Genomic DNA, 21,824 nt, shown 5'->3' on the forward strand with positions numbered 1-21,824 from the left:
TTGCGCGACGATTTTGTGTCCTACAGCATCCCATGCAAATGCAGGCAATGAAAAAATTGTTGTGATAATTCTCATCTTCAAAACACCCGAAATTTAATCCGGCCCCGCCGATGAACCGTCGCGGCCGGTACAGGAGTTTTTGCAATGAAAAGGACTGCTTTTCTTTGGGCATGGAGCCTTGCCATCGGGCTTGCGGCCATTTTTGCCACGGACGCCCGCGCAGACAGCGTGCCGGACGGAGAATTTGAACTTGGCCATTACGGTCAAAAACGTGCCTTCAGCAAACGTCCGGACGGCCACGCCCCCATTTCACTCATGGGAGAACACCGCCATGACGAGGGCGAAATCATGCTCTCTTACCGCTACATGCACATGAAGATGGAGGGCAATCGCGACGGAACCAACGACGTTTCAACGCAACAGGTTCTCTCCGATTTTCCCGTTGCACCCTTACGCATGACCATGGACATGCACATGTTCGGCCTGATGTATGGCGTCACAGACGCGGTGACCGCCATGGTCATGCTGCCCTATGTCGAAAAATCCATGGACCACGTAACGCGCATGGGGGCCGCCTTCACGACCAAATCGAAAGGCATTGGCGATGCAAGGCTAAGCGCCCTGGTCCGCCTTTATGAGGAAGGCCATCATCGTGTTCATCTAAATGCGGGGTTAAGCCTTCCAACCGGTTCGATCAAGGAGAAGGACGACACGCCAGCAATGGCGAATGCGATCCTTCCCTATCCCATGCAAATTGGCTCTGGTACCTATGACCTGTTGCCGGGCCTGACTTACGTTGGCTATTCCGAGGCTTATTCCTGGGGTGCCCAATTGACCGGCACAATCCACCTTGGCAAGAATAGCCACGATTACCGCCTCGGCGACCGTGTGCAATTTTCGACCTGGGGGCAACGCCCGGTCACCAATTGGCTGAGTGCCTCTCTGGGCCTGAATTTCCACGCCTGGGGTGACATCAACGGCGCCGACCCGGCGTTGAACCCGATGATGGTACAAACGACGGACCCGACGCGCCAGAGCGGCAATCGAATCGACATTGCCTTCGGGCTGAACACGCTGCTTCCCGAGGGCATGTTCAAAGGCAACCGCCTCGCACTGGAATTCGCGCTACCGGTTCACCAGGACCTCGACGGGCCACAATTGGAAACCGACTGGATTCTTACCTTCGGTTGGCAATTCGCCTTTTAGGAAAAGGAAACGAAGGGCGCCGATAGAATTAATCTTCGCAGGCCTTCGTTTCCTGCGCGATCCAGTCGAGAAAACCCGGATTGCCTGCACCCAGAGGCCAGGTGACGACGCAGGGGCAATCGTAACTGTGACGTTCTTTTACGCGTGCGATCACCGCGTCAACACAGGCCGCCTGCGTCTTGGCGATGACCAACGCCTCGCAGTCGTTTTTCACCTCGCCCTGCCACCAATAAAAAGACCGAACCCGATCGATCACATTTGCACATGCGACAAGCCGGCACGTCACCAGATCGCGGGCAATTTGCTCCGCCTCTTTTAGAGAAGAAGCGGTGATGTAAACCAGATGGGATTCTGTGGGTTGCTGCATACGCCCTTGACCGTAGCAAAACAGATTGAATGGCAACAGCGGTTTACGCCCTCGTTTAACTGCGATATAGGACAATCAGCTCGGTTTGGCGCAACTTTGAGCCTAAAGCGTGGGGGCACGTGCATTGAGCAAGGCAAGAAACGACAAAAGGACGATGAAGATCCTCTTCATAACGTCAACACGGATCGGCGATGCCGTGATGACGATGGGGTTGCTCTCCCACCTTGCCAAACGGCATCCAAACGCGTCCTTCACCATTGCCTGTGGGCCTCTGTCTGTGCCGCTGTTTCGGGCGTTTCCAAATCTGGACCAGGTCATCCCCGTTCGAAAACGCCCCTACGACCTTCACTGGATCGAATTGTGGGCAAAAAATGTCTCCCAGCGCTGGGATCTGATCGTCGACATGCGATCCTCCTTCATAAGCTGGTTTCTGTTTTCCCGTGAACGGCGCGTCTACCGATTCTGGCATTGCAGCAAATCCCTACACAAAATCGAACAGCACGGCCTGGTTCTCGGCCTTAAAACGCCGCCGGACCCAAAGATATGGACGGCGGCCGAAGACCGCAAAAAAGCCGCCGGACTTGTCCCTTCTGGCACGCCCGTTCTTGCCCTTGGCCCAACAACGAGTTGGGAAGGCAAGCAATGGCCAATTTCCCGTTATGTCGAGCTTGTAAAGTGCTTAACCGCGCCAAGCGGTATTTTTGCCAACGCCCGGGTGGCCATTTTCGCCACGGCCAGGGAACGGAAAATCGTGCAACCAATCCTTGACGTCATTCCACCAGAAAATTTTGTCGATATCATAGGCAAGGGCGATTTGCTAACGGCCGCCGCCTGCCTTCAGCGCTGCAACCTCGTCGTCTCAAACGACACCGGGCTGATGCATCTGGCCGCGGCAACTGGAACGCCAACCCTCGGCCTCTTTGGACCAAGCCTGAAGGAAAATTATGGGCCATGGGGAAAATGCACCGGCATTGCCGAAACGGTCATCCCGGCACAAGACCTCATCCGCCAGATTGGACAAACGGATGAAACCCTGATGGAAAGCCTGACGGTCGAAGCAGTGGAAGCAGCGGCATGCGAACTTTGGGAGCGTTGCGCAAAACATCGCATGAAGGAATCACCGAACGTCCCGTCTCCCGCTTTAAAAGTCGTGGAAAACACGTAATCTTTTTTGTTTTTTAAAAACTCAGTCGGCGGCGAGTTCGCGGTAGAGGCGCATGCCCGTATCGGTAGCGACCAAAACGGCACCCGGACCCTTGTCCCAGCCTTTTTCGGCAATCAACCCATTCGATGCGAGTTCCACCAGAACCCGGGGAGCATCAAATTTCCGGTTCAACATGACGGACGTAATGCCGCGCACGGCTTCCGGCAAGGCACACAATGCCTCAAGGATGCGGAAATGAACGCTGTTCCGTTGGATATGGATCACGATCGCCTACTCACAATCGGTGAAGGTTAGCGCTTTTCCGGCGTTTGTGCCGGTGGCGCGTTTTGCCGGAGCCATTCCCGTTGAAAGAGTTTACGGGCGCACTGAACGAGGGCATAAAAGAAAAGGATACCGAACAGCACAAGGGCCGCGAAGAGAATATCTCTTTGCCAGGCCACAGCCCAATCGGCAACGACCGGCGTCCAGCCAAAAATCCAGAACGCCGCGACGAGAGCGCCGGCAAGCCCGGTGACGAGCATCCGCATGTAGCGGCCCATGACTGTGCCCCAACGCAGGCGCTCTGGTATCCCAAGAACGGCATGGGTAAATTCACTGCGATTGCGATGACGTTTGTCCATATCCGGCCATGGTTCGACCGTTGGATCCCACCAGATAACCGGGGCGTTTTCTTCCCTAAGCTTCAATTGCAGCATCAGTTCGGAATGCAACACCATCCCTTCCTTAAAGCTGGCAAGACGCCTGTTCAACCGCAAAAGAAGCCCGGCAAGCAACGCCATCGCCACCACGGCGACCGCCACCAAAATAAAAGCCCAGAGGGGAATTAAAACCATCGCTTTTCCTGAAACAAATGGCCCTGCCGGTGGGCCTTCGCTCGGAGATTAACAGAGCCTTTCGGAAAGAAAAGGGCTCGCCGCAAAAGAAATATGCACGGCACCCGCCGTTAACCATAGTTTCGCTAGGAACCCCTCACCAAGGATGGAAAGGAAGAGGACAACCGGCTTGCCAGTGCCCTAAACCGGCCCCAACGGGGTGGCCGGTTAATGGTCGGAGCGGCGGGATTCGAACCCACGACCCCCACACCCCCAGTGTGGTGCGCTACCAGGCTGCGCTACGCTCCGGCTAAAAGAAATGCAGGCGGACTATAGGGAGGACTGAAAGGCTTCGCAATGGGAGGGACGACCGAAAAAGAGGCCAACGGGAGGGACGACCGAAAAGNAKGCCRATGGGAGGGACGACCGAATCRGCAAAAGCGCCGATTGCTTGTGCTTAACCCTGAAGCTTRTGCAGCGTGTTCCGTAAATCCTCCAACTCAAGAAGGATGGAACGAAGCGCTGCGCGTTTTTCAGGATCGATTCCAGAATGGGGAATGGGTTTTTCGATGCTCTCGGAAGACCTTGCCTTCTTGCCACCATTGCCATTTCGCAACAGCTTTTGCACCCCCATGATCGTATAACCCTCCTCGTAAAGAAGGGCGCTGATCCGGCGAAGCAATTCAATGTCTTCCGGTCGGTAGTACCGTCGCCCGCCACCACGCTTCAACGGGCTGATCTGTGTAAACTTTCCTTCCCAAAAGCGAAGGACGTGTTGTGGAATCTTAAGCTCAGAGGCAACTTCACTGATCGTACGGAACGCGGAAGCGGACTTGCTGCTCCCCCGGCGTTCAAATTCTGGATTCAGTAATTCAACCATTCAAGACCCACCGAACCCTAAAGATTCCCTCCAGATAGCGCCTTATTAATTCGGCTTTTCAGGACCTGTGAAGCCCGAAAGACAAGAACCCGGCGCGGCAGAATTGGCACTTCTTCCCCGGTCTTGGGATTGCGGCCAATGCGCTGACCTTTCTGACGAACGGAGAAACTTCCAAAGGAAGAAACCTTCACCGTTTCGCCCCGAACAAGCGCATCCGAAACAAGCTTCAATACCGACTCAACCAGATCCGCCGACTCGTTTCGAGAAAGACCGATTTCCTGATACACCGCCTCGGTCAAATGTGCTCGCGTAACTGTGCCTTCACCCATGCGGCTAGACTCCCTTGTCTTACGATCGGCAGCCTAACCCGGACAAAAAAACCAGTCAACATCGCTAGTTAGACGCATTTCCCAAAAGATGCCTTCACCACCGGGCCAGGGCGGAACCCCATGTAAACCCGCCGCCCATCGCTTCTAGCAACAAAAGATGGCCCGGCTGAATTCGCCCATCCGTAACGGCCGTGGTCAGCGCAAGTGGAATGGATGCCGCCGACGTATTGGCATGTTCCTGAACGGTAATGATGATGCGCTCAATCGGAAGTCCGAGTTTCTTGGCCGTACTGGTCAGGATGCGTTTGTTCGCCTGATGGGGAACAATCCAGTCGATGTCATCGGGCTGAAGATTATTTGCCGCAAGCGCCTCGTGAACGACGCTGGAAAGATTGACCACGGCATGGCGAAAAACCTCGCGCCCGGACATCCGAAGATGACCAACCGTCTGGGTGCTGGAGGGGCCACCATCCACGTATAAAAGATCTCGGTAACGACCGTCCGAATGCAGGTGGGTCGATAAAACTCCCGGTTTTTCAGAGCCTAGCGCGCCTTCTTCGGCCCGCAGCACAACGGCACCGGCACCGTCGCCAAAGAGAACGCAGGTTCGCCGGTCCGTCCAGTCCAAAATCCGCGAAAAGGTTTCCGCCCCAATGACCAGCGCCCCCTTCGCCTGCCCGAGGCGCAAAAAATTATCGGCAACCGCCAGCGCAAAAATGAAGCCAGAGCAGACGGCCTGCACATCGAAAGCAGCCCCCCACGTCATGCCGAGGCGCTTTTGAACCTGGGTTGCGGTCGATGGAAAGGTGTTATCCGGCGTTGCCGTCGCCAGCACGATAAGGTCGATGTCGTCAATTTTGAGGCCCGCATGGCGGAGTGCCGCGACGGCTGCCTCATAGGCCAGATCGGATGTTAGCTCGCCATCGGCGGCAATGTGACGCTTTTCGATCCCGGTGCGCGTGACAATCCATTCGTCCGAGGTGTTGACCGTCTTCGCAAGTTCGGTGTTCGTTAAAATTCGTTCCGGAAGATACGCCCCGCAACCAACGATTCGCGCATGGCCCGTCATGCGGGCGGCGCCGCTTTTACCAATGACGCACGATGGGCATTCACGCGTTCAAATTCGGCAATAATCTTGTCATTGTATCCGTAACCCAACATGTCCGCAGCAACCCCGATGGCATTCGCGAATCCAACGGTGTCGGTGCCCCCATGCGATTTTACGACCACGCCGTTCAAACCCAGCAGCATGGCGCCGTTGTATTGGCGAGGATCGACCCTTTGACGCGCCTTGCGAAGAGTGGACCGTGCCAGAAGGTACCCAAGGCGCGCAAGAAATGAACCCTGAAAGGCTTTTGCCATAACATTGCTGTAAAATTTGACAACCCCTTCGACGGTTTTCAACGCAACATTGCCCGCAAAGCCATCAATGACCACCACGTCCACCTTGCCTTCCAGAACGTCGTTCCCCTCGATAAACCCATGGAATTTTACGGGGAAATCAGGGTCCCGCAAGACCGCTGCAGCCTCCCTCACGGATTCATGGCCCTTCTGCTCTTCCGAGCCGACATTGAGAAGGCCCACAACCGGTTCCGGCAGCCCCAGAACCGTCTTTGCGAAAAGATCGCCCATGATAGCGAATTGGACCAGATTGTCGGCGTCGCAATCCAGATTAGCACCCAGGTCAAGCATCACGACGTCGCCCCGCATGCTTGGGAGATAGCCTGCAATCGCCGGTCGGTCAATTCCGGGCAAGGTTTTCAGGACGACCGTCGCCATGACCATCAATGCGCCCGTATTACCGGCAGAAACAATGCCCTGCGCTTCGCCGTCATGAACGGCGTTAATGGCAAGGCGCATGCTGGATTTTTTGGAATTGCGAAGCGCCATCGACGGCTTCATGTCGTTGGCCACGGCCTGATCCGTGTGACGAATTTCAGAGCATGTGAGAAGCTTTGGGTGCTTCGCGATTAACGGCAGCAACTGATTCTCGTCGCCGAATAGAATAAAGCGAAGATCAGGAAAACGCTCACGGGCCAGACTGGCACCGTCAACAACGATTGAAGGCGCATGATCCCCGCCCATCGCGTCAAGCGCGATTGTCAATGCAGTGCTCACGCACCCACCCCCTTCAGCCTGACAGGCGGCTGGTTAGATTGCTTCCTTGCTTTCCACGACGTCGCGACCACGATACTGGCCACAGGCGGAACAAACGTGATGCGAACGCTTCAGTTCGCCGCAATTCGGACATTCCATATAATTGACCAGCTTTAGCGCGTCATGGGATCGCCGCATGTTTCTTCGCGATTGGGAGACTTTCTTTTTCGGAACCGCCATCGTCGTACTCTTTCAATGAAGCAAGGCCGTCTAATTAAACAAAAAAACGCCGCACGGCAAGCCACCAAGCGTCCCCTATTGTGCACCCTTCAGGACGGAAAGCACGGCAAAGGGGGAGGCCGTTTCCTGTTTTTCGGCGGTTTGCCTCTTAAATCCGGCTGTTTTGGCCCCTGAAAGGCGTGGATAGGGGGCCAGAATCATGGCCAGTTGCTCGGCAATAATTCTTCCCAGATCCAGGCTTTTCCCCACCAAAAGCTCTGGCGGGTCGTCCTCGCCGGGGTCAATGAGAATTTCGATCGGCTCTGATGCCACCTCTGGGGAAAAACAAAGGGAGAAGCGCCCATCAACCGGCGTGGCGACATCAGCAAGAGAAACAACGCAGGTCTGGACGACATCTGCCGTCAGATGCCCATCCAGACGAAGCCGGCCGCCTGCCTCTGGCGTGATCAGCAGCTCCGCCCAAAGGCGGTGAAGGGCCCTTAAGTCGAACCGTTCGGCCAGGCCTGCACGCTCGGCTTTGTCTGCTTCAATCGTAAAGACCGCCGCTTTCTCGACGATTTCCGCCGTCGAAATCAGTCGTGAAAATTCAATCTGAGCCGGCGCTTCCATATTTTTCACCCTCCCTGCCCTTTCGCGGCCTTCGGTGGTGGGCCAAAGGCAACCTCGCCAGCACGAATGGCCTTCATATCCAAGGCTGCCAGGCTTTCCGCCTCGCGCCGTAAATAGGCTGCCAGGACCGCCAGCGCCGCAGGAGACGCTTTCGCCGTCCCGAACAGATTGCGTGCCAGCGACGCCTCCAGAACCCCCGCCTCGCCGTCCAGGCCATCCTCATAGGCGGCAATACGCCCATAGAAGGCGTCTGCCATCTGTTTTACCCGCTTGCCAACGGACAGGTCCCCCACACCCATCTCACGGAGGTTTTCATCCATGTCCGCAAACAGCGTGTCGAGCAGTTCCTGGGAAAGCGCGGGCGCGTCTTCGCCCTTCAACCGGCGAAGGACAAGAAACATGTGCAGGATCAGCATCTCGAAACGACCGTCCAGGGTGTCCGGCACCCCACAATGGCGATAGAATTCCGGCTGGCGCGTCTGGGCGACAATCTGCAAATAAAGCACCCGTCCCGGACCTTCAGCAGAAAACGGCTTCATCAGCTCAGTAAAACGCATCCCCCACCCTCTCTTCAAAAGAGCTGACAACCACCTGGTGGAATGATTGACAAGACAGAACTTCCAGTGTTTTCTCGGGCAGCCGTGGCCGACCCTTGCAATGAAAAGAATTATGCGGGATTGGCGCTCACCCTACCAGCAGCGAATTGAGTAAAATGAAGCAAAATCACCTCCGCCCCTATGGGATCATTGGAGCTTTGTTATTCGCCTGTAGCCTAACGGCATGCTCGCCCACCATATTGAAACGCGGCAACGCCCTCGACCAGAGCGCGCTTGCGACAATCCAGCCCGGTGTACAAACCCATGAGGACGTGGCCGAGATAATCGGCTCCCCCTCTGTCCGCGCGACCTTTGACGATGGCACCTGGTACTACATCAGCGAGCGGGTGCAAAAAAAGACTTTCCGGGACCCCCAGGTCATCAGCCGGAAAATTATCGCTATCGATTTTGACGAGAAGGGCATCGTACAAAACATCTACCAATACGACCTTCGAAACGGTCGGATCGTCGAGATGATTTCCCGCAAGACTCCAACCCCCGGCAAAAAACCTTCGGCGATTGAGGAAATGTTTGGCGGGATCGAGAGTATTTTTAATTAACCCTCCCAAAACGCAACGCGCCCGCCAAAGCAAAAAAAAGCCCCGATTTCTCGGGGCTTTTTCTTGAAAGGTCGTCTGACCGCTTTTTAGGCTGCCAGCACCGTCAGCAATAGCAGAGCGACGATGTTGATGATCTTGATCATCGGGTTAATGGCAGGACCCGCCGTGTCCTTGTACGGGTCTCCGACCGTATCGCCGGTGATGGCCGCATGATGGGCATCGGAGTTCTTGCCCCCGAAATTCCCCTCTTCGATATACTTCTTCGCATTGTCCCAGGCACCACCACCCGACGTCATCGAAATGGCAACGAAAATACCGGTCACAATCGTGCCCAGCAACATCGCGCCCAATGTCGTAAAGGCAGCTGCCTGTCCGGCAACGAAATCGATGACGAAATAAAGAACGACCGGTGCCAGCACAGGCAACATGGAAGGCACAATCATTTCCTTGATGGCCGAACGGGTAAGAAGGTCAACGGCACGGCTGTAATCCGGCTTTGCCTTGCCTTCCATGATGCCATCGATTTCCTTGAACTGACGGCGAACTTCGATAACGACGGAACCCGCCGCACGACCAACCGCCATCATGGCAAGGGCCCCAAAGAGATAAGGCAGCATACCGCCCAGGAACAGGCCAATCACAACGTACGGGTCCTGTAGGCTGAAGTTCGTTTCCTGATCGGGGAAGTAGTGGTGAATATCCTCCACATACGCCGCGAAAAGGACCAGGGCCGCAAGAGCGGCCGAACCGATGGCGTAGCCTTTTGTCACCGCCTTCGTCGTATTGCCGACCGCGTCCAGCGCGTCCGTCGTCTTGCGAACGTCTTCGGGCAGTTCCGCCATCTCGGCAATGCCACCGGCATTGTCTGTAACCGGGCCATACGCATCGAGAGCCACGACCACACCGGCAAGCGCCAGCATGGCAGTCGCGGCGATCGCGATGCCAAAGAGTCCGGCGCTCGTATAGGTAAAGATGATGGCGGCACAAATGACAAGTATCGGCAAGGCCGTCGCTTCCATAGAGACGGCAAGGCCCTGGATGACGTTCGTCCCATGGCCGGTCGTCGATGCCTTCGCAATGCTCATGACCGGGCGGAAACTCGTGGACGTGTAGTATTCCGTAATCCAGACGAGAAGCCCCGTCACGACAAGGCCCGTAAGGGCGGAATAGAAAAGATCATAACCGGTAAAGGCAAGCGAGCCGACCTGAAAGTCCTGCCCGAAGATGCCCATATAGTGAAAGACCAAAGCTATGATCCCCGCCGAAAGAACGGCAGATGCCAGCAGCCCCTTGTAGAGAGCCGCCATGATGTTTCCGGACTTGCCAAGACGGACGAAGAACGTCCCCGCGACCGAGCCAATGATAGAGGCCCCGCAAATCGCAAGCGGCAGCAGCATCATTTGCGACTGCATTTCACCGGTAAAGAAGAGAGCCGCCAGCAACATCGTGGCGACGATCGTTACAGCATAGGTCTCAAACAAATCGGCTGCCATGCCGGCGCAGTCGCCAACATTGTCGCCAACATTGTCCGCAATGACCGCTGGGTTTCTGGGGTCGTCCTCGGGAATGCCGGCTTCGATCTTGCCAACGAGGTCGGCGCCAACATCGGCCCCTTTCGTAAAGATGCCGCCACCCAGGCGCGCAAAAATCGAAATGAGCGAAGCACCAAAGCTGAGGGCCACCAGAGGAACGATCAGATCGCGTCCTTCAAGACTCGTTTGCAGCAAAAACTGGTAATAGCCGCCCACGCCAAGCAGGCCAAGACCGACAACGAGAAAACCCGTCACCGCGCCGGAACGGAACGCAATCTGTAGCGCGGCAGCCGCACCCGTGCGTGCGGCCTCGGCCGTGCGTACATTTGCCCGAACCGAGATATACATCCCGGCGTAACCGGCCGCGCCCGAAAGAACCGCGCCGATGAGGAAGCCGACCGCGCTATAGAGACCAAGCTGCCACCACAAAAGCAGTCCGATCACGACACCAACAAGGGCGATTGTGCTGTATTGACGGTTGAGAAAGGCGCCCGCCCCTTCTTGAATAGCGGCAGCAATCTCGCGCATACGATCCGTGCCCGTAGGCGCACTTAGAATCTGGCGGCTTGTGACAATTCCGTAAAGCACCGCCAGTCCACCGCAGGCGATAATGTAGTACAGCAAATTCTCCATTCGTATTCCCCTTGGATATCCGTCCCTTGTCGCCCTCTATGGCGTCGCGTAAGGACCCTCGCGTAATATGAAATCGCGCGGAAAATGACAGAATCGGAAACGTGGCGCAAGCTACCTCTCACCCCCCTTGACGCTGGACGGCCAAGGCCCCACCATAAGTCCAAGTTCCTGGGGGTACCCGCCACCCGCGCGGCGGGTTGAGAGCAGGGCTTTGCCCTGCAACCCTTTGAACCTGATCCGGGCAAACCGGCGTAGGGAAGGAACGCGGGAATCGCAGTGCCGGAGAAACCAATTCTCGGCCATGCGGGTGTTTTGACCGCCTCCTTATCTGGCCGCATTACCCTCGGATCTCCTTGAAATAAGCCGATTGCAGGAGTTCCCCCGATGTCGCACCCAGGCGATTTTTCCGTCACGATGGGGCCGTTGCCCGCCTCGAAGAAAATTTACGTCCAAGGCCGGCTTCACCCGGGACTTCGCGTCGCCATGCGTGAAACAGCCCTTTCGGCAGGCGAACCGCCTGTCCGCAGCTATGATCCCTCCGGCCCTTATACGGATGCGACGGTCAAGATCGACATTCGCCAGGGCCTCCCTTCCCTGCGCCAGCCCTGGATCGAAGGACGGGATGACGTTGCAGCCTATGCGGGCCGCACCTCGCGCCCCGAGGACAATGGCGCAAAATCAAACGAACCCATTGCCTTTGAGCGTTTTTCCCGCGGCAATCGGCAGCCGCTACGCGCAAAGGGGGGGAAATGCGTGACGCAGTTGCATTATGCGCGCGCCGGTATTGTTACCCCGGAAATGGAGTATGTCGCCATTCGAGAAAATCTGGGTCGGGCCGCGGAAGCGGCACCCCTTGCGCGCGACGGCGAGGCGTTCGGCGCCGCCATCCCCGATCACGTCACGCCGGAATTCGTTCGCGACGAAATTGCCCGTGGGCGCGCCATTCTGCCCGCCAACATCAACCACCCGGAAAGCGAACCGATGGTGATCGGTCGCAATTTCCTTGTGAAGATCAATGCAAATATCGGCAATTCGGCAATCGCCTCTACCGCCGCCGAGGAAGTCGACAAAATGGTTTGGGCGACGCGCTGGGGCACCGACACCGTCATGGACCTCTCGACCGGAAAAAACATTCACAACATCCGGGAATGGATCCTGCGTAATTCGCCGGTCCCAATCGGAACGGTCCCGATCTATCAGGCCCTTGAGAAGGTCAACGGCAAGGCCGAAGATCTTAGCTGGGAGGTTTATCGGGACACGCTGATTGAACAGGCGGAACAAGGCGTTGATTACTTCACGATCCACGCCGGCGTGCTTTTGGAATACATCCCCATGACGGCAAAGCGCGTTACCGGGATCGTCTCACGCGGCGGCGCAATTCTTGCAAAATGGTGTCTTGCCCACCATCAGCAGAATTTCCTCTACACGCATTTTGAGGAAATCTGCGAAATCATGGCGGCTTATGACGTGGCCTTCTCGCTTGGCGACGGCTTAAGGCCGGGCTGCATCGCGGACGCCAACGACGAGGCCCAATTCGCAGAACTTCGCACCCTTGGCGAGCTCTGCAAGGTCGCGCACCGTTTCGACGTCCAGGTCATGATCGAAGGGCCAGGCCATGTGCCGATGCACAAAATCAAAACGAACATGGACGAACAACTGCGCCATTGCGATGAAGCGCCGTTTTATACCCTTGGGCCACTTACGACGGACATCGCCCCCGGCTACGATCACATTACAAGCGCCATCGGCGCCGCCATGATCGGCTGGTATGGCTGCGCCATGCTTTGCTATGTGACGCCGAAAGAACATCTTGGCCTTCCCGACCGGGACGACGTCAAGACAGGTGTCGTCACCTATAAACTCGCTGCCCATGCAGCCGACCTTGCAAAAGGCCATCCCCAGGCGCAAGCGAGAGACGACGCCTTAAGCAAGGCGCGCTTCGAGTTTCGCTGGAGGGATCAGTTCAATCTTTCCCTGGACCCGGAAACGGCGACATCGTTTCACGATCAGACCTTGCCCGCAGAAGGCGCAAAACTTTCCCATTTCTGTTCGATGTGCGGCCCAAAATTCTGCTCCATGAAAATCTCTCACGAAGTCCGAGATTATGCCCAGGCCGGCATGAAGGAGATGTCACAAAAATTCCGCGAGGGCGGCGGCGAAGTCTATCTGGAAGACACAGACGGCGAAGAAAAACTTCGCAAGCCCGCATAAAAAGGCCCCGCATGGAAATGGGATGCAGGCTTAGAGAAGTTTGCGCTCCAGGGTGTTTTCGATCAGGACTTCGTTAATCATACCGTCGCCAAGAAGCGCGTTGCTAGCCTTCCTGATCTTGCGCTTGAGCTTCAGAATATCCTGAGCAGCATCCGGCGTGCGCCGCCGTGACATGTGCCTGTGCAAGACGCGCAAAACCGCGTCTTTAACACGCGGCAGCATATGTTCGACTTTTGCTTTTTTTTCATCGCCGGTGACTTCAAGTGAAATCTCCAGCAAAACATGCCGCGTCACCTGATTGCCATTCACCTCTGGAATAACGAAGGCACCAAGTTTGATGAAATGAATCGCTGACGCGTCAGCTTCGGCGAGCCCCTCGGCATCCGCCGCCCAGACAGGCGGCACAGCCATAAAGCCGACACCAAATAGCAGCCCGGCCATGGCAAGGTTTCGAACGACTTGCCATCCTTTCATCTCCATGCCTTCACCCAACGTCTCGCTTTCCATCTTGCTGGCGATACTTAAAGAGTGAGATACGCGCATTTTATAAATTTTCATTAAATAAATTGCGCGCCTGGAGAACCCCGCCAACGAACATCCCTTAAAAATGGCGGTAACCGGTGCATTTAACGGGAATTTCAGCCCCTTGCGCGTCTAGAACGCGAACCCCGTCTGCGCCTTCGATGCGGCCAATACAGGTGATTTTCACCCCTTCACATGCCGCCAGGGATGCCAATTCTTTCTCTTTTTCCTGGGCCGCCGTAAAGAGAAGTTCGTAATCGTCGCCACCGCCAAGGACCGCCGCGAACAGGTCTGAATCTTTTTCCAGGGCAGCGGTGGTGGCCGCCGAAAGTGGCAGACGCGCTGCCTCGACCGTCGCGCCGAAACCGGATTGACCCGCAACATGGCCAAGGTCGGCAACAAGGCCATCAGAAATGTCGATGGCGGCATGGGCGCAGCCAATCAGTTTCCTGCCGATGGCAAGACGCGGCCTTGGCAAATGATACTGGTCAACAAGCTGCGCCGCGTGGACCTTCGAAAGATGGGCAAGGGACCCCTGCAACACGGCAAGACCAAGCGCCCCATCGCCAAGGGTGCCGGTTACATAAATCCGATCCCCTTTTTGCGCACCGGACCGGCGAAGCGCCTTTCCCGCCGGTACATCGCCAAGCGCCGCCAGGGTAAGCGTCGCCGGACCAGAGGTTGCGACCGTGTCCCCACCCGCAAGCGTGATGCCGTAAAGTTCCTGGTCTTCGGCAAGGCCTGCCGCAAAACCCGCCACCCATTCCGAATCCGTACCCTTTGGCAGTGCCAATGTCAGCAAATAGTGGCGCGGCCGCGCGCCCATTGCCGCCAGATCGGAAAGATTGACGCGAAGCAGTTTGCGGGCAATGAAGGCCGGTGGATCGCTGTTTAGAAAATGGACATCCGCCACCATTGTATCCGCCGTTGCCACAATATCGCGGCCCGGCTCCGGGTGGATAACGGCAGCATCGTCCCCAAGCGCAAAGGCGCCCGGAAATCCCTTCGTCAAGGGTGCAAAGTAACGGGCAATCAGGTCAAATTCGTCTGGGAGGCGCCGGTCATTCACCTTTTGCCTTCTCCATCTCCGATGCACGAAGCACACGCGCGAGACGGTCGAGGATGCCGTTTACAAAACCCGGCTCGTCTCCTTCGAAGAAGGCATGCGCAAGATCAACGTATTCATTGATGACAACTCTTGCCGGCACATCTGGCGCCGCCACCAGCTCAAAACTGGCCGCGCGCAGAACCGCGCGCAAGACGGCCGCAAGCCTTTCCAGCTTCCAGTCCTTTGCAAGGGAGGCGGCAATGTGTTCGTCGAGCAGCGATTTTCGTTCTTCCACACCCCGGACAATCGCTTCAAATTTTATAAGGTCCGCTGCCGCCGATTGCCCCTCAAAAATGCCCCCATGACTATTGGCGCAAAATTCATCAACAACATGCTTGGCAGATGTGTCCGTCAGTTCAACCTGATAGAGCGCCTGCACAGCCGCCAAGCGCGCCAGACTGCGCCGCAAGGCATGGCGTTGCACCGCGTCATCCGGCGACGCCGTCTCTTTCCCGGTTTTGTGAGAAGGGAACGTCATCGCGGGTGCAAATGAAAACGTTGCTTGACCGCGATCATACGCAGACATGCCCGGGCAACATCGCCACCCTTGTTTCGCTGATCGACGGCAGCACGCGCCCAAGCCTGTTCCTGGTTCTCGACGGTAAGAATCCCATAACCAAACGCAAGGGAATGTGCGTTGGCAAGGGATTGGAGCGCGCGCGCGCTTTCTTCACAGATATGATCGTAATGAGAGGTTTCCCCCCGAATGACACAGCCAAGTGCAAGATACCCATCGAAGCGCTTTTCACCTGAGTGAAATTGCCGTGACCGCAATGCCATACTGATCGCCGCCGGTATTTCGAAGGCACCGGGAACGGCAAGACGCTCGTAACTGGCACCTGCGGCATCCAGAACCGCGGTCGCACCCTGAACAAGCGCGTCCGAAATCTCCTTATAGAAGTCCGCTTCAACGATCAGGATGTGAAGGGGGGCAGCACTCATGCTTTATACCGTGTCATCTGAGTCATCCGACGGGATCGGTTCCTGGCCTACAAGGCGAAGGCCATAGCCTTCAAGGCCGATAATCGTATGCAACCGGTTTGAAAGCAGGATCATATCCCGAACACCGAGGTCGAGTAAAATCTGGGCGCCAATTCCATAATCACGAAGCTCGCTGGATATTTTAACGCCGCCCTCTTCCGCCGGCGTCTTTTGCTGACGCGCCTTCACGCGCGCAGAAAGATTCGACGGCATCGCCTCGCGAATAAGAACCGCAACCCCACGATCCTGCCTGCCGATCAACCGAAGCGCCGATTGAAATTCGCCACCTCGCCCTTCGCTATCCTCGCCAAGAATATCGGTAAAAACGTTCAGCGCATGCATGCGAACCGGCACCGCCCCCGGCTGCGCCGGATCGCCTTTCACAAGAGCCACATGTTCAGCACCTGTAATTTTATTTCGGTAAACAACCATGCGGAACTTGCCGCCATGCCGGCTGATGATTTCCGTTTCAGCGGTGCGTTCGATAAGGACTTCGTTACGGCGGCGATAGGCAATGAGATCGGCAATCGTCCCGATCTTTAGCCCATGAGTCTTGGCAAAGGCGATAAGATCCGGAAGGCGCGCCATCGTGCCGTCATCGTTCATGATCTCGCAAATCACGCCGGAAGGGTTAAGCCCCGCAAGCCTGGCAATGTCCACGGCCGCTTCCGTATGGCCGGCGCGAACGAGAACGCCGCCCGCTTCCGCAGCAAGCGGAAACACATGACCCGGTGAAACCGTGGCCTCGCTGCCCTGATCCGGATCAATGGCAACGGCAATCGTCCGGGCCCGGTCCGCTGCGGAAATTCCCGTCGTTACCCCCTCGCGCGCCTCAATCGAGACGGTGAAGGCGGTTTGATGACGCGATTGGTTTTGCGTACTCATCAGGGGCAGGTTCAGGTCTTCGATCCGTTTGGAGGAAAGCGCCAGACAAATCAGGCCGCGCCCATATTTTGCCATAAAATTAACGGTCTCCGGCGTCACTTTTTCGGCCGGAATGACAAGATCACCTTCATTTTCGCGATCTTTATCGTCAACAAGAACAAACATCTGGCCTTCACGGGCCGCCGCAATAATTTCTTTGATCGCGGAAAGAGAGGGCGAATTGGACACTGGCGCTAATCCTTCTTCAGAAGGCGAGCAAGATAGCGTGCAAGAAGATCGACTTCCACGTTCACATGCGTGCCCTTCCTGGCAATTCCAAAGGTCGTTTCCCGCTGGGTCTGCGGGATGATGTTAACATCGAAGATGGCCCCTTCGACGGCATTGACCGTAAGCGAAACCCCGTCAAGGGTAACGGAACCCTTCGGTGCCAGATAGGGGGTGAGTGCCGTTGGCACTGCAAGGTGAAAACGCAGGCTGTCCCCCTCTGGGGTGCCGCTAAGAATTTCGGCCGTGCCATCAACATGCCCGGAAACGAAATGGCCGCCCAATTCGTCTCCGATCCGCATCGCGCGTTCCAGATTAACCGGCGTTCCTCGTTGCCAGTCGCGTAACGTCGTGCATGCGAGGGTTTCGGACGAAACCTGCACCGCAAACCACCCGGCCCCCTTCTCGATCACGCTCAGGCAAACGCCAGAACACGCAATCGAGGCACCAATGGCAAGATTGCCGAGGTCGAGGCCGGTTTCGATCTCGACCCGCCGGTCCCCCACTGAAGCAATCGCGCGAACGCGCCCTATATCCGTGATAATGCCTGTAAACATGCCGGCCCTATGATCGATCGCGGGAATAGATTTCAAGCAGGTCGTCGCCAACAGGCGACGTTCCCTGCCTTCGAAAGATAGGCATGTCGGCAAGGCGATCAATGCCAAAAGCTGTCGCCATCGGCAACCCGTCGCCACCCATCACTTTGGCCGCACGGAACCAAAGGATGCGGTCAACCAGATCCCGAGAAAACAGCGCCGCAGCAAGATGCCCGCCGCCTTCCAGCAACACTCGCGTCAGGCCGCGATCGCCAAAAGCGCGCAGCATTTCACCCATATCCGGATAGCCATCCGCATCCACCGGAATTCCTAGCACGTCCACCCCGCAATCTTCAAAAGCCCGACGGCGTTCGTTGCTAACATCCTGTCTGGCGACGATCCATGTCGGAATTTGATCGGCCGTTGCAACCAGCTTGCTTGTAAGCTGCAAGCGCAATCTGGAATCCACGACAATGCGCACCGGCGTCTGATTCTCGAACCCCGGCAGGCGGCATGTCAACATCGGGTTGTCGATGCTTGCCGTCCCGACACCTACCAAAATCGCATCGTGGGTCGCCCGGTAGACATGGGATAGCTTGCGGGCTTCCTCGCTCGTGATCCATTCGCTCTCGCCCTTATGGGTGGCAATGCGGCCATCAAGGGTTGTCGCAGTCTTCAAGGTTACAAGCGGACGCCCCTCGCCCATGAGAAGAAAAAAGCCGGCGTTGATTTCCGCTGCCGCCTCGGCCTCGACCCCGACCGTCACTTCAAAACCGGCATCGCGAAGCCGCTGAATGCCCTGCCCGGCGACGCGCGGGTCCGTGTCTTCGACAGCCACAACGATGCGACCGACGCCGGCGGCAATCAACGCATCCACGCAAGGTGCCGTCTTGCCCGTATGACAGCAGGGTTCGAGCGAAACGTAAGCAACCGCCCCTTTCGCCATCGTCCCAGCCCTTTGAATGGCCTCGATCTCCGCATGGGGACGTCCGCCCGGCTGGGTCCAGCCGCGGCTTACAACACGCCCCTCGCGCACAAGGATGCAACCCACCGCCGGGTTCGGAGCAACATTGCCGAGCCCACGCCGGGCCAGGCCAAGTGCGGCGCGCATATGACGTGCGTCCTGGCCGTTCTGTTGGCCGTTATTCGTCGTCGGCACTCAGCCTCCCAACGAATTCCTCAAAATCCTTAGCTTCGTGAAAATTGCGATAGACCGAGGCAAAGCGGACATAGGCAACCTGGTCCAGATTGGCGAGCGCATCCATCACCATCTCTCCGATCACCTCGGAGGAAATTTCGCTCTCGCCCGAACTTTCCAGGCGGCGAACAATGCCGTTGATAAGCCGTTCCACCTGTTCCGGTTCGACCGGCCGTTTGCGAATAGCCAACTGAATCGAATGCGCAAGCTTGTCGCGATCAAAGGGCGAACGCCGGCCACTCTTTTTAAGGACCGTCAATTCCCGCAACTGGACCCGCTCAAATGTCGTAAAACGCGAACCACACGCACAGCACAGGCGGCGGCGGCGAATCGCCGAATTGTCTTCGGTCGGACGCGAATCCTTAACTTGTGTGTCGCCATTCAGGCAAAACGGGCAACGCATATTTTTTTCTCCCCCTTTCCGGCATTCTTAAACACCGGAACGAATCTTTTACCCCGTGTAAATCGGAAAACGGCGGCACAATGCATCGACGCATTCTTTCGCCGCCGCTTCGGCCGCCAGATTGTCCGTTGGGTTTGCAGCAAACCCTTCCAGAACGTCGGCAACCAATGCACCAACCTGGCGGAATTCCTGCACGCCAAAGCCCCGCGTCGTCCCCGCCGGGGAGCCAAGCCGAATACCCGATGTAATTTTCGGCGGCTGCGGATCGAAAGGAATGCCGTTCTTGTTGCAAGTCAGGTTGGCGCGCTCCAGGGTAGCTTCGGCGTCCTTGCCGGTCACATTCTTGGATCGCAGATCGACAAGCAGCAAGTGCGTATCCGTGCCGCCGGAAACAATGTCAAAGCCGCGTTCGGCAAGAACCGCTGCCAACGCCGCAGCATTTTCAACGACGTTGCGGGCATATTCCTTGAATTCAGGGCGGAGATTCTCGCCGAAAGCGACCGCTTTTGCCGCAATCACATGCATCAGCGGCCCCCCTTGCAAGCCGGGGAAAACCGCCGAGTTGATTTTCTTTCCGATCGCCTCATCCCGACTGAGAATCATGCCGCCACGCGGGCCCCGAAGCGTCTTATGGGTCGTCGTCGTCACGACGTCTGCATAAGGAAGCGGGTTTGGGTGCACGCCCCCAACCACAAGACCAGCGAAATGGGCCATGTCGACCATAAAATACGCGCCGATTTGATCTGCGATCTTGCGGAAACGTTCAAAATCGATAATCCGCGGATAGGCGGACCCCCCGGCAATGATCAGCTTTGGCTTGTGTTCACGGGCAAGGCGTTCCACCTCGTCATAGTCGATGCGGGCATCTTCCCGGCGCACACCATATTGAACGGCGTTGAACCATTTCCCGGAAAGCGCCGGCTTCGCCCCATGGGTGAGATGCCCACCCGCCGCAAGCGACATGCCGAGAATGGTATCGCCAGGTGCCAGCAGCGCCAGCATCACGGCGCCATTTGCCTGGGCCCCGGAATGGGGCTGCACATTCGCAAATGAGCAATCGAAAAGCGCCTTCGCGCGATCAATGGCCAGCGCTTCGACAACATCGACATATTCACAGCCGCCGTAATAACGCTTCGAGGGATAGCCCTCGGCATATTTGTTCGTAAGCACAGAGCCTTGCGCTTCAAGCACGGCAGGCGAAACGATATTCTCGGAAGCGATCAGCTCGATTTGCTCTTGCTGGCGGTGGCGTTCGTTCGCAATCGCTTCGAAAATAGCGGGGTCCGTTTCCGACAGATGTTCAAGGAAAAAACCCTTTCCCGAGAACGGTGGCGGTGAGGTTTTTATGTCGGACATACAGAGCAGGCCTTTCTTTGATCTAGCGCGGAGAAAGTTTCTGAACGCGCCGTTCGTGACGCCCCCCTTCGAAGGGGGTTTCCAAAAAAAATTTCAAACATGCCTTGGCAGCATCTTCATCAATCAGCCGCGCACCTAACGCCAACACGTTCGCATCGTTGTGTTGGCGGGCAAGCTGCGCCCACTTTTCATCGTGACACGGCGTCGCGCGCAATACGCGGTGACGGTTTGCCGCAATGCTGATGCCAAGGCCGCTGCCGCAAACCAAAACACCACGGTCTACAAGACCCTGGTGAAACGCTTCCGCCAACGCGTCGGCAAAATCCGGATAATCCACGGATTCCCTACTGTCCGTACCAAGATCGAGGACGGCGTACCCCATCTCCTCAAGGGTTTCCTTCAAAACCGCCTTCAACTCGAAGCCGGCATGGTCGGAGGCAATGGCAATTGGTTTCACGAGCATGGACCGGATGGGCAGTGCTGGGGGTGACGAACACGGAAAGCTACCATATGTCGCATAGTCACACCAGCCTACCCCTGCCGGCCCCGGCGAGTAAGAGCAGAACCGGGGAAGGTGAATGAAAAGGCAGGCTTGCCTGAGCCGCAGCAGCCCAAGCGTAACGCGGCCCTGCCCCGAACGGGCAAAGCGTCATGAGATTGAATATTGAATACTGAATACTTGCGTATGGTCATAATATTCCTAGGGAGTTACGCCATATTTTACTTTACTCTTATTGACAATTAACTGTTTATCTGAAAAATAGAATGTAGATTCATAGCAAAAAATGGCGAAGTACTTCATGTCTGATAACGTCTACCAAAAAATGCCCGGGACTTATGAAAGAACGCCCCGGGCGGAACTGCTCCGAATGACCACCGAGATTGTTTCGGTCTATGTCGGTCACAACACGCTCGCCGTCGAACAGATCCCCGACGTGATCCAGACCGTCTATGCCTCGCTCGAGACGCTGGATGCCACCGGGGGCAAGTCCATCGCGCCGCCGCAAAAACCCGCCGTGCCCATCCGGAAATCGATTACGCCGGATTACATCATCTGTCTAGAAGACGGCAAAAAACTAAAGATGCTGAAACGGCATATCCGCACAACCTTTGGGATGAACCCGGAAGAATATCGCGCAAAATGGGGCCTGCCCGCAGATTACCCGATGGTGGCGCCAAATTACGCCGCCCGGCGCTCGGCTTTCGCCAAGAAAATCGGCCTCGGCAAGCAGACCGGCCAAAAGCGCGGACGCAAGCCTAAACAATAATCAAAAACGTACCGGCAATTCTTTGTTGAAGGCCCATGCCCGTGGGCACACATCCGCGAGACTTCC

Annotated in this window: 26 protein-coding genes, 1 tRNA gene and 1 riboswitch; of the genes, 5 read left to right on the forward strand and 22 right to left on the reverse strand. The window is 56.6% G+C overall.

The window, feature by feature from the left end:
- The first annotated feature begins 144 nt into the window (after positions 1 to 144).
- Positions 145 to 1,206 (forward strand): hypothetical protein, encoded by a 1,062-nt coding sequence (locus tag COA65_05025; protein PCJ59814.1) that lies wholly within the window; start codon positions 145 to 147, stop codon positions 1,204 to 1,206.
- 28 nt (positions 1,207 to 1,234) lie between these two features.
- On the opposite strand, the gene COA65_05030 is transcribed toward COA65_05025, so the two are convergent.
- Complete coding sequence (locus COA65_05030) at positions 1,235 to 1,573, reverse strand: divalent-cation tolerance protein CutA (protein ID PCJ59815.1); 339 nt, start codon at positions 1,571 to 1,573, stop codon at positions 1,235 to 1,237.
- Positions 1,574 to 1,697: 124 nt separating this feature from the next.
- Here COA65_05030 and COA65_05035 point away from each other — a divergent pair, with 124 nt between their 5' ends.
- Positions 1,698 to 2,738, forward strand: a complete 1,041-nt coding sequence (locus tag COA65_05035) for a glycosyltransferase 9 family protein (GenBank protein PCJ59816.1) — start codon at positions 1,698 to 1,700, stop codon at positions 2,736 to 2,738.
- A gap of 21 nt (positions 2,739 to 2,759) precedes the next feature.
- On the opposite strand, the gene COA65_05040 is transcribed toward COA65_05035, so the two are convergent.
- The 10 genes from COA65_05040 to COA65_05085 form a co-directional block, all read right to left on the reverse strand.
- Positions 2,760 to 3,002: a hypothetical protein gene (locus COA65_05040; protein ID PCJ59817.1), complete on the reverse strand. Its 243-nt coding sequence runs from the start codon at positions 3,000 to 3,002 to the stop codon at positions 2,760 to 2,762.
- 26 nt (positions 3,003 to 3,028) lie between these two features.
- Complete coding sequence (locus COA65_05045; protein ID PCJ59818.1) at positions 3,029 to 3,571, reverse strand: hypothetical protein; 543 nt, start codon at positions 3,569 to 3,571, stop codon at positions 3,029 to 3,031.
- A 211-nt stretch (positions 3,572 to 3,782) separates the two neighbouring features.
- Positions 3,783 to 3,859 (reverse strand) — tRNA-Pro (locus tag COA65_05050).
- A gap of 148 nt (positions 3,860 to 4,007) precedes the next feature.
- Positions 4,008 to 4,430: a MerR family transcriptional regulator gene (locus tag COA65_05055; GenBank protein PCJ59819.1), complete on the reverse strand. Its 423-nt coding sequence runs from the start codon at positions 4,428 to 4,430 to the stop codon at positions 4,008 to 4,010.
- Positions 4,431 to 4,447: 17 nt separating this feature from the next.
- On the reverse strand, positions 4,448 to 4,759 hold the full coding sequence (locus COA65_05060; GenBank protein PCJ59820.1) for an integration host factor subunit alpha: 312 nt from the start codon (positions 4,757 to 4,759) through the stop codon (positions 4,448 to 4,450).
- A 94-nt stretch (positions 4,760 to 4,853) separates the two neighbouring features.
- Positions 4,854 to 5,828, reverse strand: a complete 975-nt coding sequence (locus COA65_05065) for a 3-oxoacyl-ACP synthase (GenBank protein ID PCJ59821.1) — start codon at positions 5,826 to 5,828, stop codon at positions 4,854 to 4,856.
- Positions 5,825 to 6,877 (reverse strand): phosphate acyltransferase, encoded by a 1,053-nt coding sequence (locus COA65_05070; GenBank protein ID PCJ59822.1) that lies wholly within the window; start codon positions 6,875 to 6,877, stop codon positions 5,825 to 5,827. The genes COA65_05065 and COA65_05070 overlap by 4 nt, the downstream gene beginning before the upstream one ends.
- A 33-nt stretch (positions 6,878 to 6,910) precedes the next feature.
- Positions 6,911 to 7,096 (reverse strand): 50S ribosomal protein L32, encoded by a 186-nt coding sequence (locus COA65_05075; GenBank protein ID PCJ59823.1) that lies wholly within the window; start codon positions 7,094 to 7,096, stop codon positions 6,911 to 6,913.
- Positions 7,097 to 7,171: 75 nt separating this feature from the next.
- Positions 7,172 to 7,714, reverse strand: a complete 543-nt coding sequence (locus COA65_05080) for a hypothetical protein (protein PCJ59824.1) — start codon at positions 7,712 to 7,714, stop codon at positions 7,172 to 7,174.
- On the reverse strand, positions 7,711 to 8,262 hold the full coding sequence (locus tag COA65_05085; GenBank protein ID PCJ59825.1) for a hypothetical protein: 552 nt from the start codon (positions 8,260 to 8,262) through the stop codon (positions 7,711 to 7,713). The genes COA65_05080 and COA65_05085 overlap by 4 nt, the downstream gene beginning before the upstream one ends.
- A 155-nt stretch (positions 8,263 to 8,417) precedes the next feature.
- Here COA65_05085 and COA65_05090 point away from each other — a divergent pair, with 155 nt between their 5' ends.
- Positions 8,418 to 8,861 (forward strand): cell envelope protein SmpA, encoded by a 444-nt coding sequence (locus COA65_05090; protein ID PCJ59826.1) that lies wholly within the window; start codon positions 8,418 to 8,420, stop codon positions 8,859 to 8,861.
- A gap of 86 nt (positions 8,862 to 8,947) precedes the next feature.
- Here the strand turns inward: COA65_05090 and hppA are convergent, their stop codons facing one another.
- The gene (gene hppA, locus COA65_05095) at positions 8,948 to 11,026 is read right to left on the reverse strand and encodes a sodium-translocating pyrophosphatase (GenBank protein PCJ59827.1); all 2,079 of its coding nucleotides are present in this window, start codon (positions 11,024 to 11,026) and stop codon (positions 8,948 to 8,950) included.
- A gap of 160 nt (positions 11,027 to 11,186) precedes the next feature.
- A riboswitch (TPP riboswitch) is annotated at positions 11,187 to 11,301 on the forward strand.
- Positions 11,302 to 11,410: 109 nt separating this feature from the next.
- On the opposite strand from hppA, the gene COA65_05100 reads away from it, so the two are divergent.
- Positions 11,411 to 13,237, forward strand: coding sequence for a phosphomethylpyrimidine synthase ThiC (locus COA65_05100; protein PCJ59828.1), 1,827 nt, complete (start codon positions 11,411 to 11,413; stop codon positions 13,235 to 13,237).
- A 30-nt stretch (positions 13,238 to 13,267) separates the two neighbouring features.
- Here COA65_05100 and COA65_05105 read toward each other — a convergent pair whose 3' ends face one another.
- The 10 genes from COA65_05105 to rpiB form a co-directional block, all read right to left on the reverse strand.
- Positions 13,268 to 13,744, reverse strand: a complete 477-nt coding sequence (locus COA65_05105; GenBank protein ID PCJ59829.1) for a hypothetical protein — start codon at positions 13,742 to 13,744, stop codon at positions 13,268 to 13,270.
- A gap of 94 nt (positions 13,745 to 13,838) precedes the next feature.
- Positions 13,839 to 14,828: a thiamine-phosphate kinase gene (gene thiL / locus COA65_05110; GenBank protein PCJ59830.1), complete on the reverse strand. Its 990-nt coding sequence runs from the start codon at positions 14,826 to 14,828 to the stop codon at positions 13,839 to 13,841.
- The gene (locus COA65_05115) at positions 14,821 to 15,345 is read right to left on the reverse strand and encodes a transcription antitermination factor NusB (GenBank protein ID PCJ59831.1); all 525 of its coding nucleotides are present in this window, start codon (positions 15,343 to 15,345) and stop codon (positions 14,821 to 14,823) included. Before COA65_05115 ends, thiL begins: the two co-directional genes overlap by 8 nt.
- Positions 15,342 to 15,809: a 6,7-dimethyl-8-ribityllumazine synthase gene (locus tag COA65_05120; GenBank protein ID PCJ59832.1), complete on the reverse strand. Its 468-nt coding sequence runs from the start codon at positions 15,807 to 15,809 to the stop codon at positions 15,342 to 15,344. The genes COA65_05115 and COA65_05120 overlap by 4 nt, the downstream gene beginning before the upstream one ends.
- Before the next feature lie 3 nt (positions 15,810 to 15,812).
- Positions 15,813 to 16,898: a 3,4-dihydroxy-2-butanone-4-phosphate synthase gene (gene ribB / locus COA65_05125; protein PCJ59917.1), complete on the reverse strand. Its 1,086-nt coding sequence runs from the start codon at positions 16,896 to 16,898 to the stop codon at positions 15,813 to 15,815.
- 68 nt (positions 16,899 to 16,966) lie between these two features.
- The gene (locus COA65_05130) at positions 16,967 to 17,554 is read right to left on the reverse strand and encodes a riboflavin synthase (GenBank protein ID PCJ59833.1); all 588 of its coding nucleotides are present in this window, start codon (positions 17,552 to 17,554) and stop codon (positions 16,967 to 16,969) included.
- Positions 17,555 to 17,561: 7 nt separating this feature from the next.
- Positions 17,562 to 18,644, reverse strand: coding sequence for a riboflavin biosynthesis protein RibD (gene ribD / locus COA65_05135; protein ID PCJ59918.1), 1,083 nt, complete (start codon positions 18,642 to 18,644; stop codon positions 17,562 to 17,564).
- Positions 18,645 to 18,675: 31 nt separating this feature from the next.
- A complete protein-coding gene (locus COA65_05140) occupies positions 18,676 to 19,134 on the reverse strand; it encodes a transcriptional regulator NrdR (GenBank protein PCJ59834.1) in 459 nt (152 codons plus the stop codon).
- Between the two features lie 48 nt (positions 19,135 to 19,182).
- Entirely contained in the window at positions 19,183 to 20,490 is a 1,308-nt protein-coding gene (gene glyA / locus COA65_05145) for a serine hydroxymethyltransferase (protein PCJ59835.1), read from the reverse strand.
- 22 nt (positions 20,491 to 20,512) lie between these two features.
- The gene (rpiB, locus tag COA65_05150; GenBank protein ID PCJ59836.1) at positions 20,513 to 20,953 is read right to left on the reverse strand and encodes a ribose 5-phosphate isomerase B; all 441 of its coding nucleotides are present in this window, start codon (positions 20,951 to 20,953) and stop codon (positions 20,513 to 20,515) included.
- Between the two features lie 361 nt (positions 20,954 to 21,314).
- On the opposite strand from rpiB, the gene COA65_05155 reads away from it, so the two are divergent.
- The gene (locus tag COA65_05155) at positions 21,315 to 21,758 is read left to right on the forward strand and encodes a transcriptional regulator (protein ID PCJ59919.1); all 444 of its coding nucleotides are present in this window, start codon (positions 21,315 to 21,317) and stop codon (positions 21,756 to 21,758) included.
- Positions 21,759 to 21,824: the final 66 nt, after the last annotated feature.

This window comes from Rhodospirillaceae bacterium, assembly GCA_002746255.1.
In the GTDB taxonomy this organism is placed as follows: Bacteria; Pseudomonadota; Alphaproteobacteria.

What these genes read in the sequence shown, in the direction of transcription:
- COA65_05030 (PCJ59815.1), bottom strand. Translation starts at nt 1,573, where the DNA reads ATGCAGCAACCCACAGAATCCCATCTGGTTTACATCACCGCTTCTTCT.
- COA65_05060 (PCJ59820.1), bottom strand. Translation starts at nt 4,759, where the DNA reads ATGGGTGAAGGCACAGTTACGCGAGCACATTTGACCGAGGCGGTGTAT.
- hppA (PCJ59827.1), bottom strand. Translation starts at nt 11,026, where the DNA reads ATGGAGAATTTGCTGTACTACATTATCGCCTGCGGTGGACTGGCGGTG.
- COA65_05100 (PCJ59828.1), top strand. Translation starts at nt 11,411, where the DNA reads ATGTCGCACCCAGGCGATTTTTCCGTCACGATGGGGCCGTTGCCCGCC.
- glyA (PCJ59835.1), bottom strand. Translation starts at nt 20,490, where the DNA reads ATGTCCGACATAAAAACCTCACCGCCACCGTTCTCGGGAAAGGGTTTT.
- COA65_05130 (PCJ59833.1), bottom strand. Translation starts at nt 17,554, where the DNA reads ATGTTTACAGGCATTATCACGGATATAGGGCGCGTTCGCGCGATTGCT.
- ribD (PCJ59918.1), bottom strand. Translation starts at nt 18,644, where the DNA reads ATGCGCGCCGCACTTGGCCTGGCCCGGCGTGGGCTCGGCAATGTTGCT.
- COA65_05090 (PCJ59826.1), top strand. Translation starts at nt 8,418, where the DNA reads ATGAAGCAAAATCACCTCCGCCCCTATGGGATCATTGGAGCTTTGTTA.
- COA65_05140 (PCJ59834.1), bottom strand. Translation starts at nt 19,134, where the DNA reads ATGCGTTGCCCGTTTTGCCTGAATGGCGACACACAAGTTAAGGATTCG.
- COA65_05025 (PCJ59814.1), top strand. Translation starts at nt 145, where the DNA reads ATGAAAAGGACTGCTTTTCTTTGGGCATGGAGCCTTGCCATCGGGCTT.
- ribB (PCJ59917.1), bottom strand. Translation starts at nt 16,898, where the DNA reads ATGTTTGTTCTTGTTGACGATAAAGATCGCGAAAATGAAGGTGATCTT.
- rpiB (PCJ59836.1), bottom strand. Translation starts at nt 20,953, where the DNA reads ATGCTCGTGAAACCAATTGCCATTGCCTCCGACCATGCCGGCTTCGAG.
- COA65_05105 (PCJ59829.1), bottom strand. Translation starts at nt 13,744, where the DNA reads ATGGAAAGCGAGACGTTGGGTGAAGGCATGGAGATGAAAGGATGGCAA.
- COA65_05115 (PCJ59831.1), bottom strand. Translation starts at nt 15,345, where the DNA reads ATGACGTTCCCTTCTCACAAAACCGGGAAAGAGACGGCGTCGCCGGAT.
- COA65_05045 (PCJ59818.1), bottom strand. Translation starts at nt 3,571, where the DNA reads ATGGTTTTAATTCCCCTCTGGGCTTTTATTTTGGTGGCGGTCGCCGTG.
- COA65_05120 (PCJ59832.1), bottom strand. Translation starts at nt 15,809, where the DNA reads ATGAGTGCTGCCCCCCTTCACATCCTGATCGTTGAAGCGGACTTCTAT.
- COA65_05065 (PCJ59821.1), bottom strand. Translation starts at nt 5,828, where the DNA reads ATGACGGGCCATGCGCGAATCGTTGGTTGCGGGGCGTATCTTCCGGAA.
- COA65_05075 (PCJ59823.1), bottom strand. Translation starts at nt 7,096, where the DNA reads ATGGCGGTTCCGAAAAAGAAAGTCTCCCAATCGCGAAGAAACATGCGG.
- COA65_05085 (PCJ59825.1), bottom strand. Translation starts at nt 8,262, where the DNA reads ATGCGTTTTACTGAGCTGATGAAGCCGTTTTCTGCTGAAGGTCCGGGA.
- COA65_05155 (PCJ59919.1), top strand. Translation starts at nt 21,315, where the DNA reads ATGCCCGGGACTTATGAAAGAACGCCCCGGGCGGAACTGCTCCGAATG.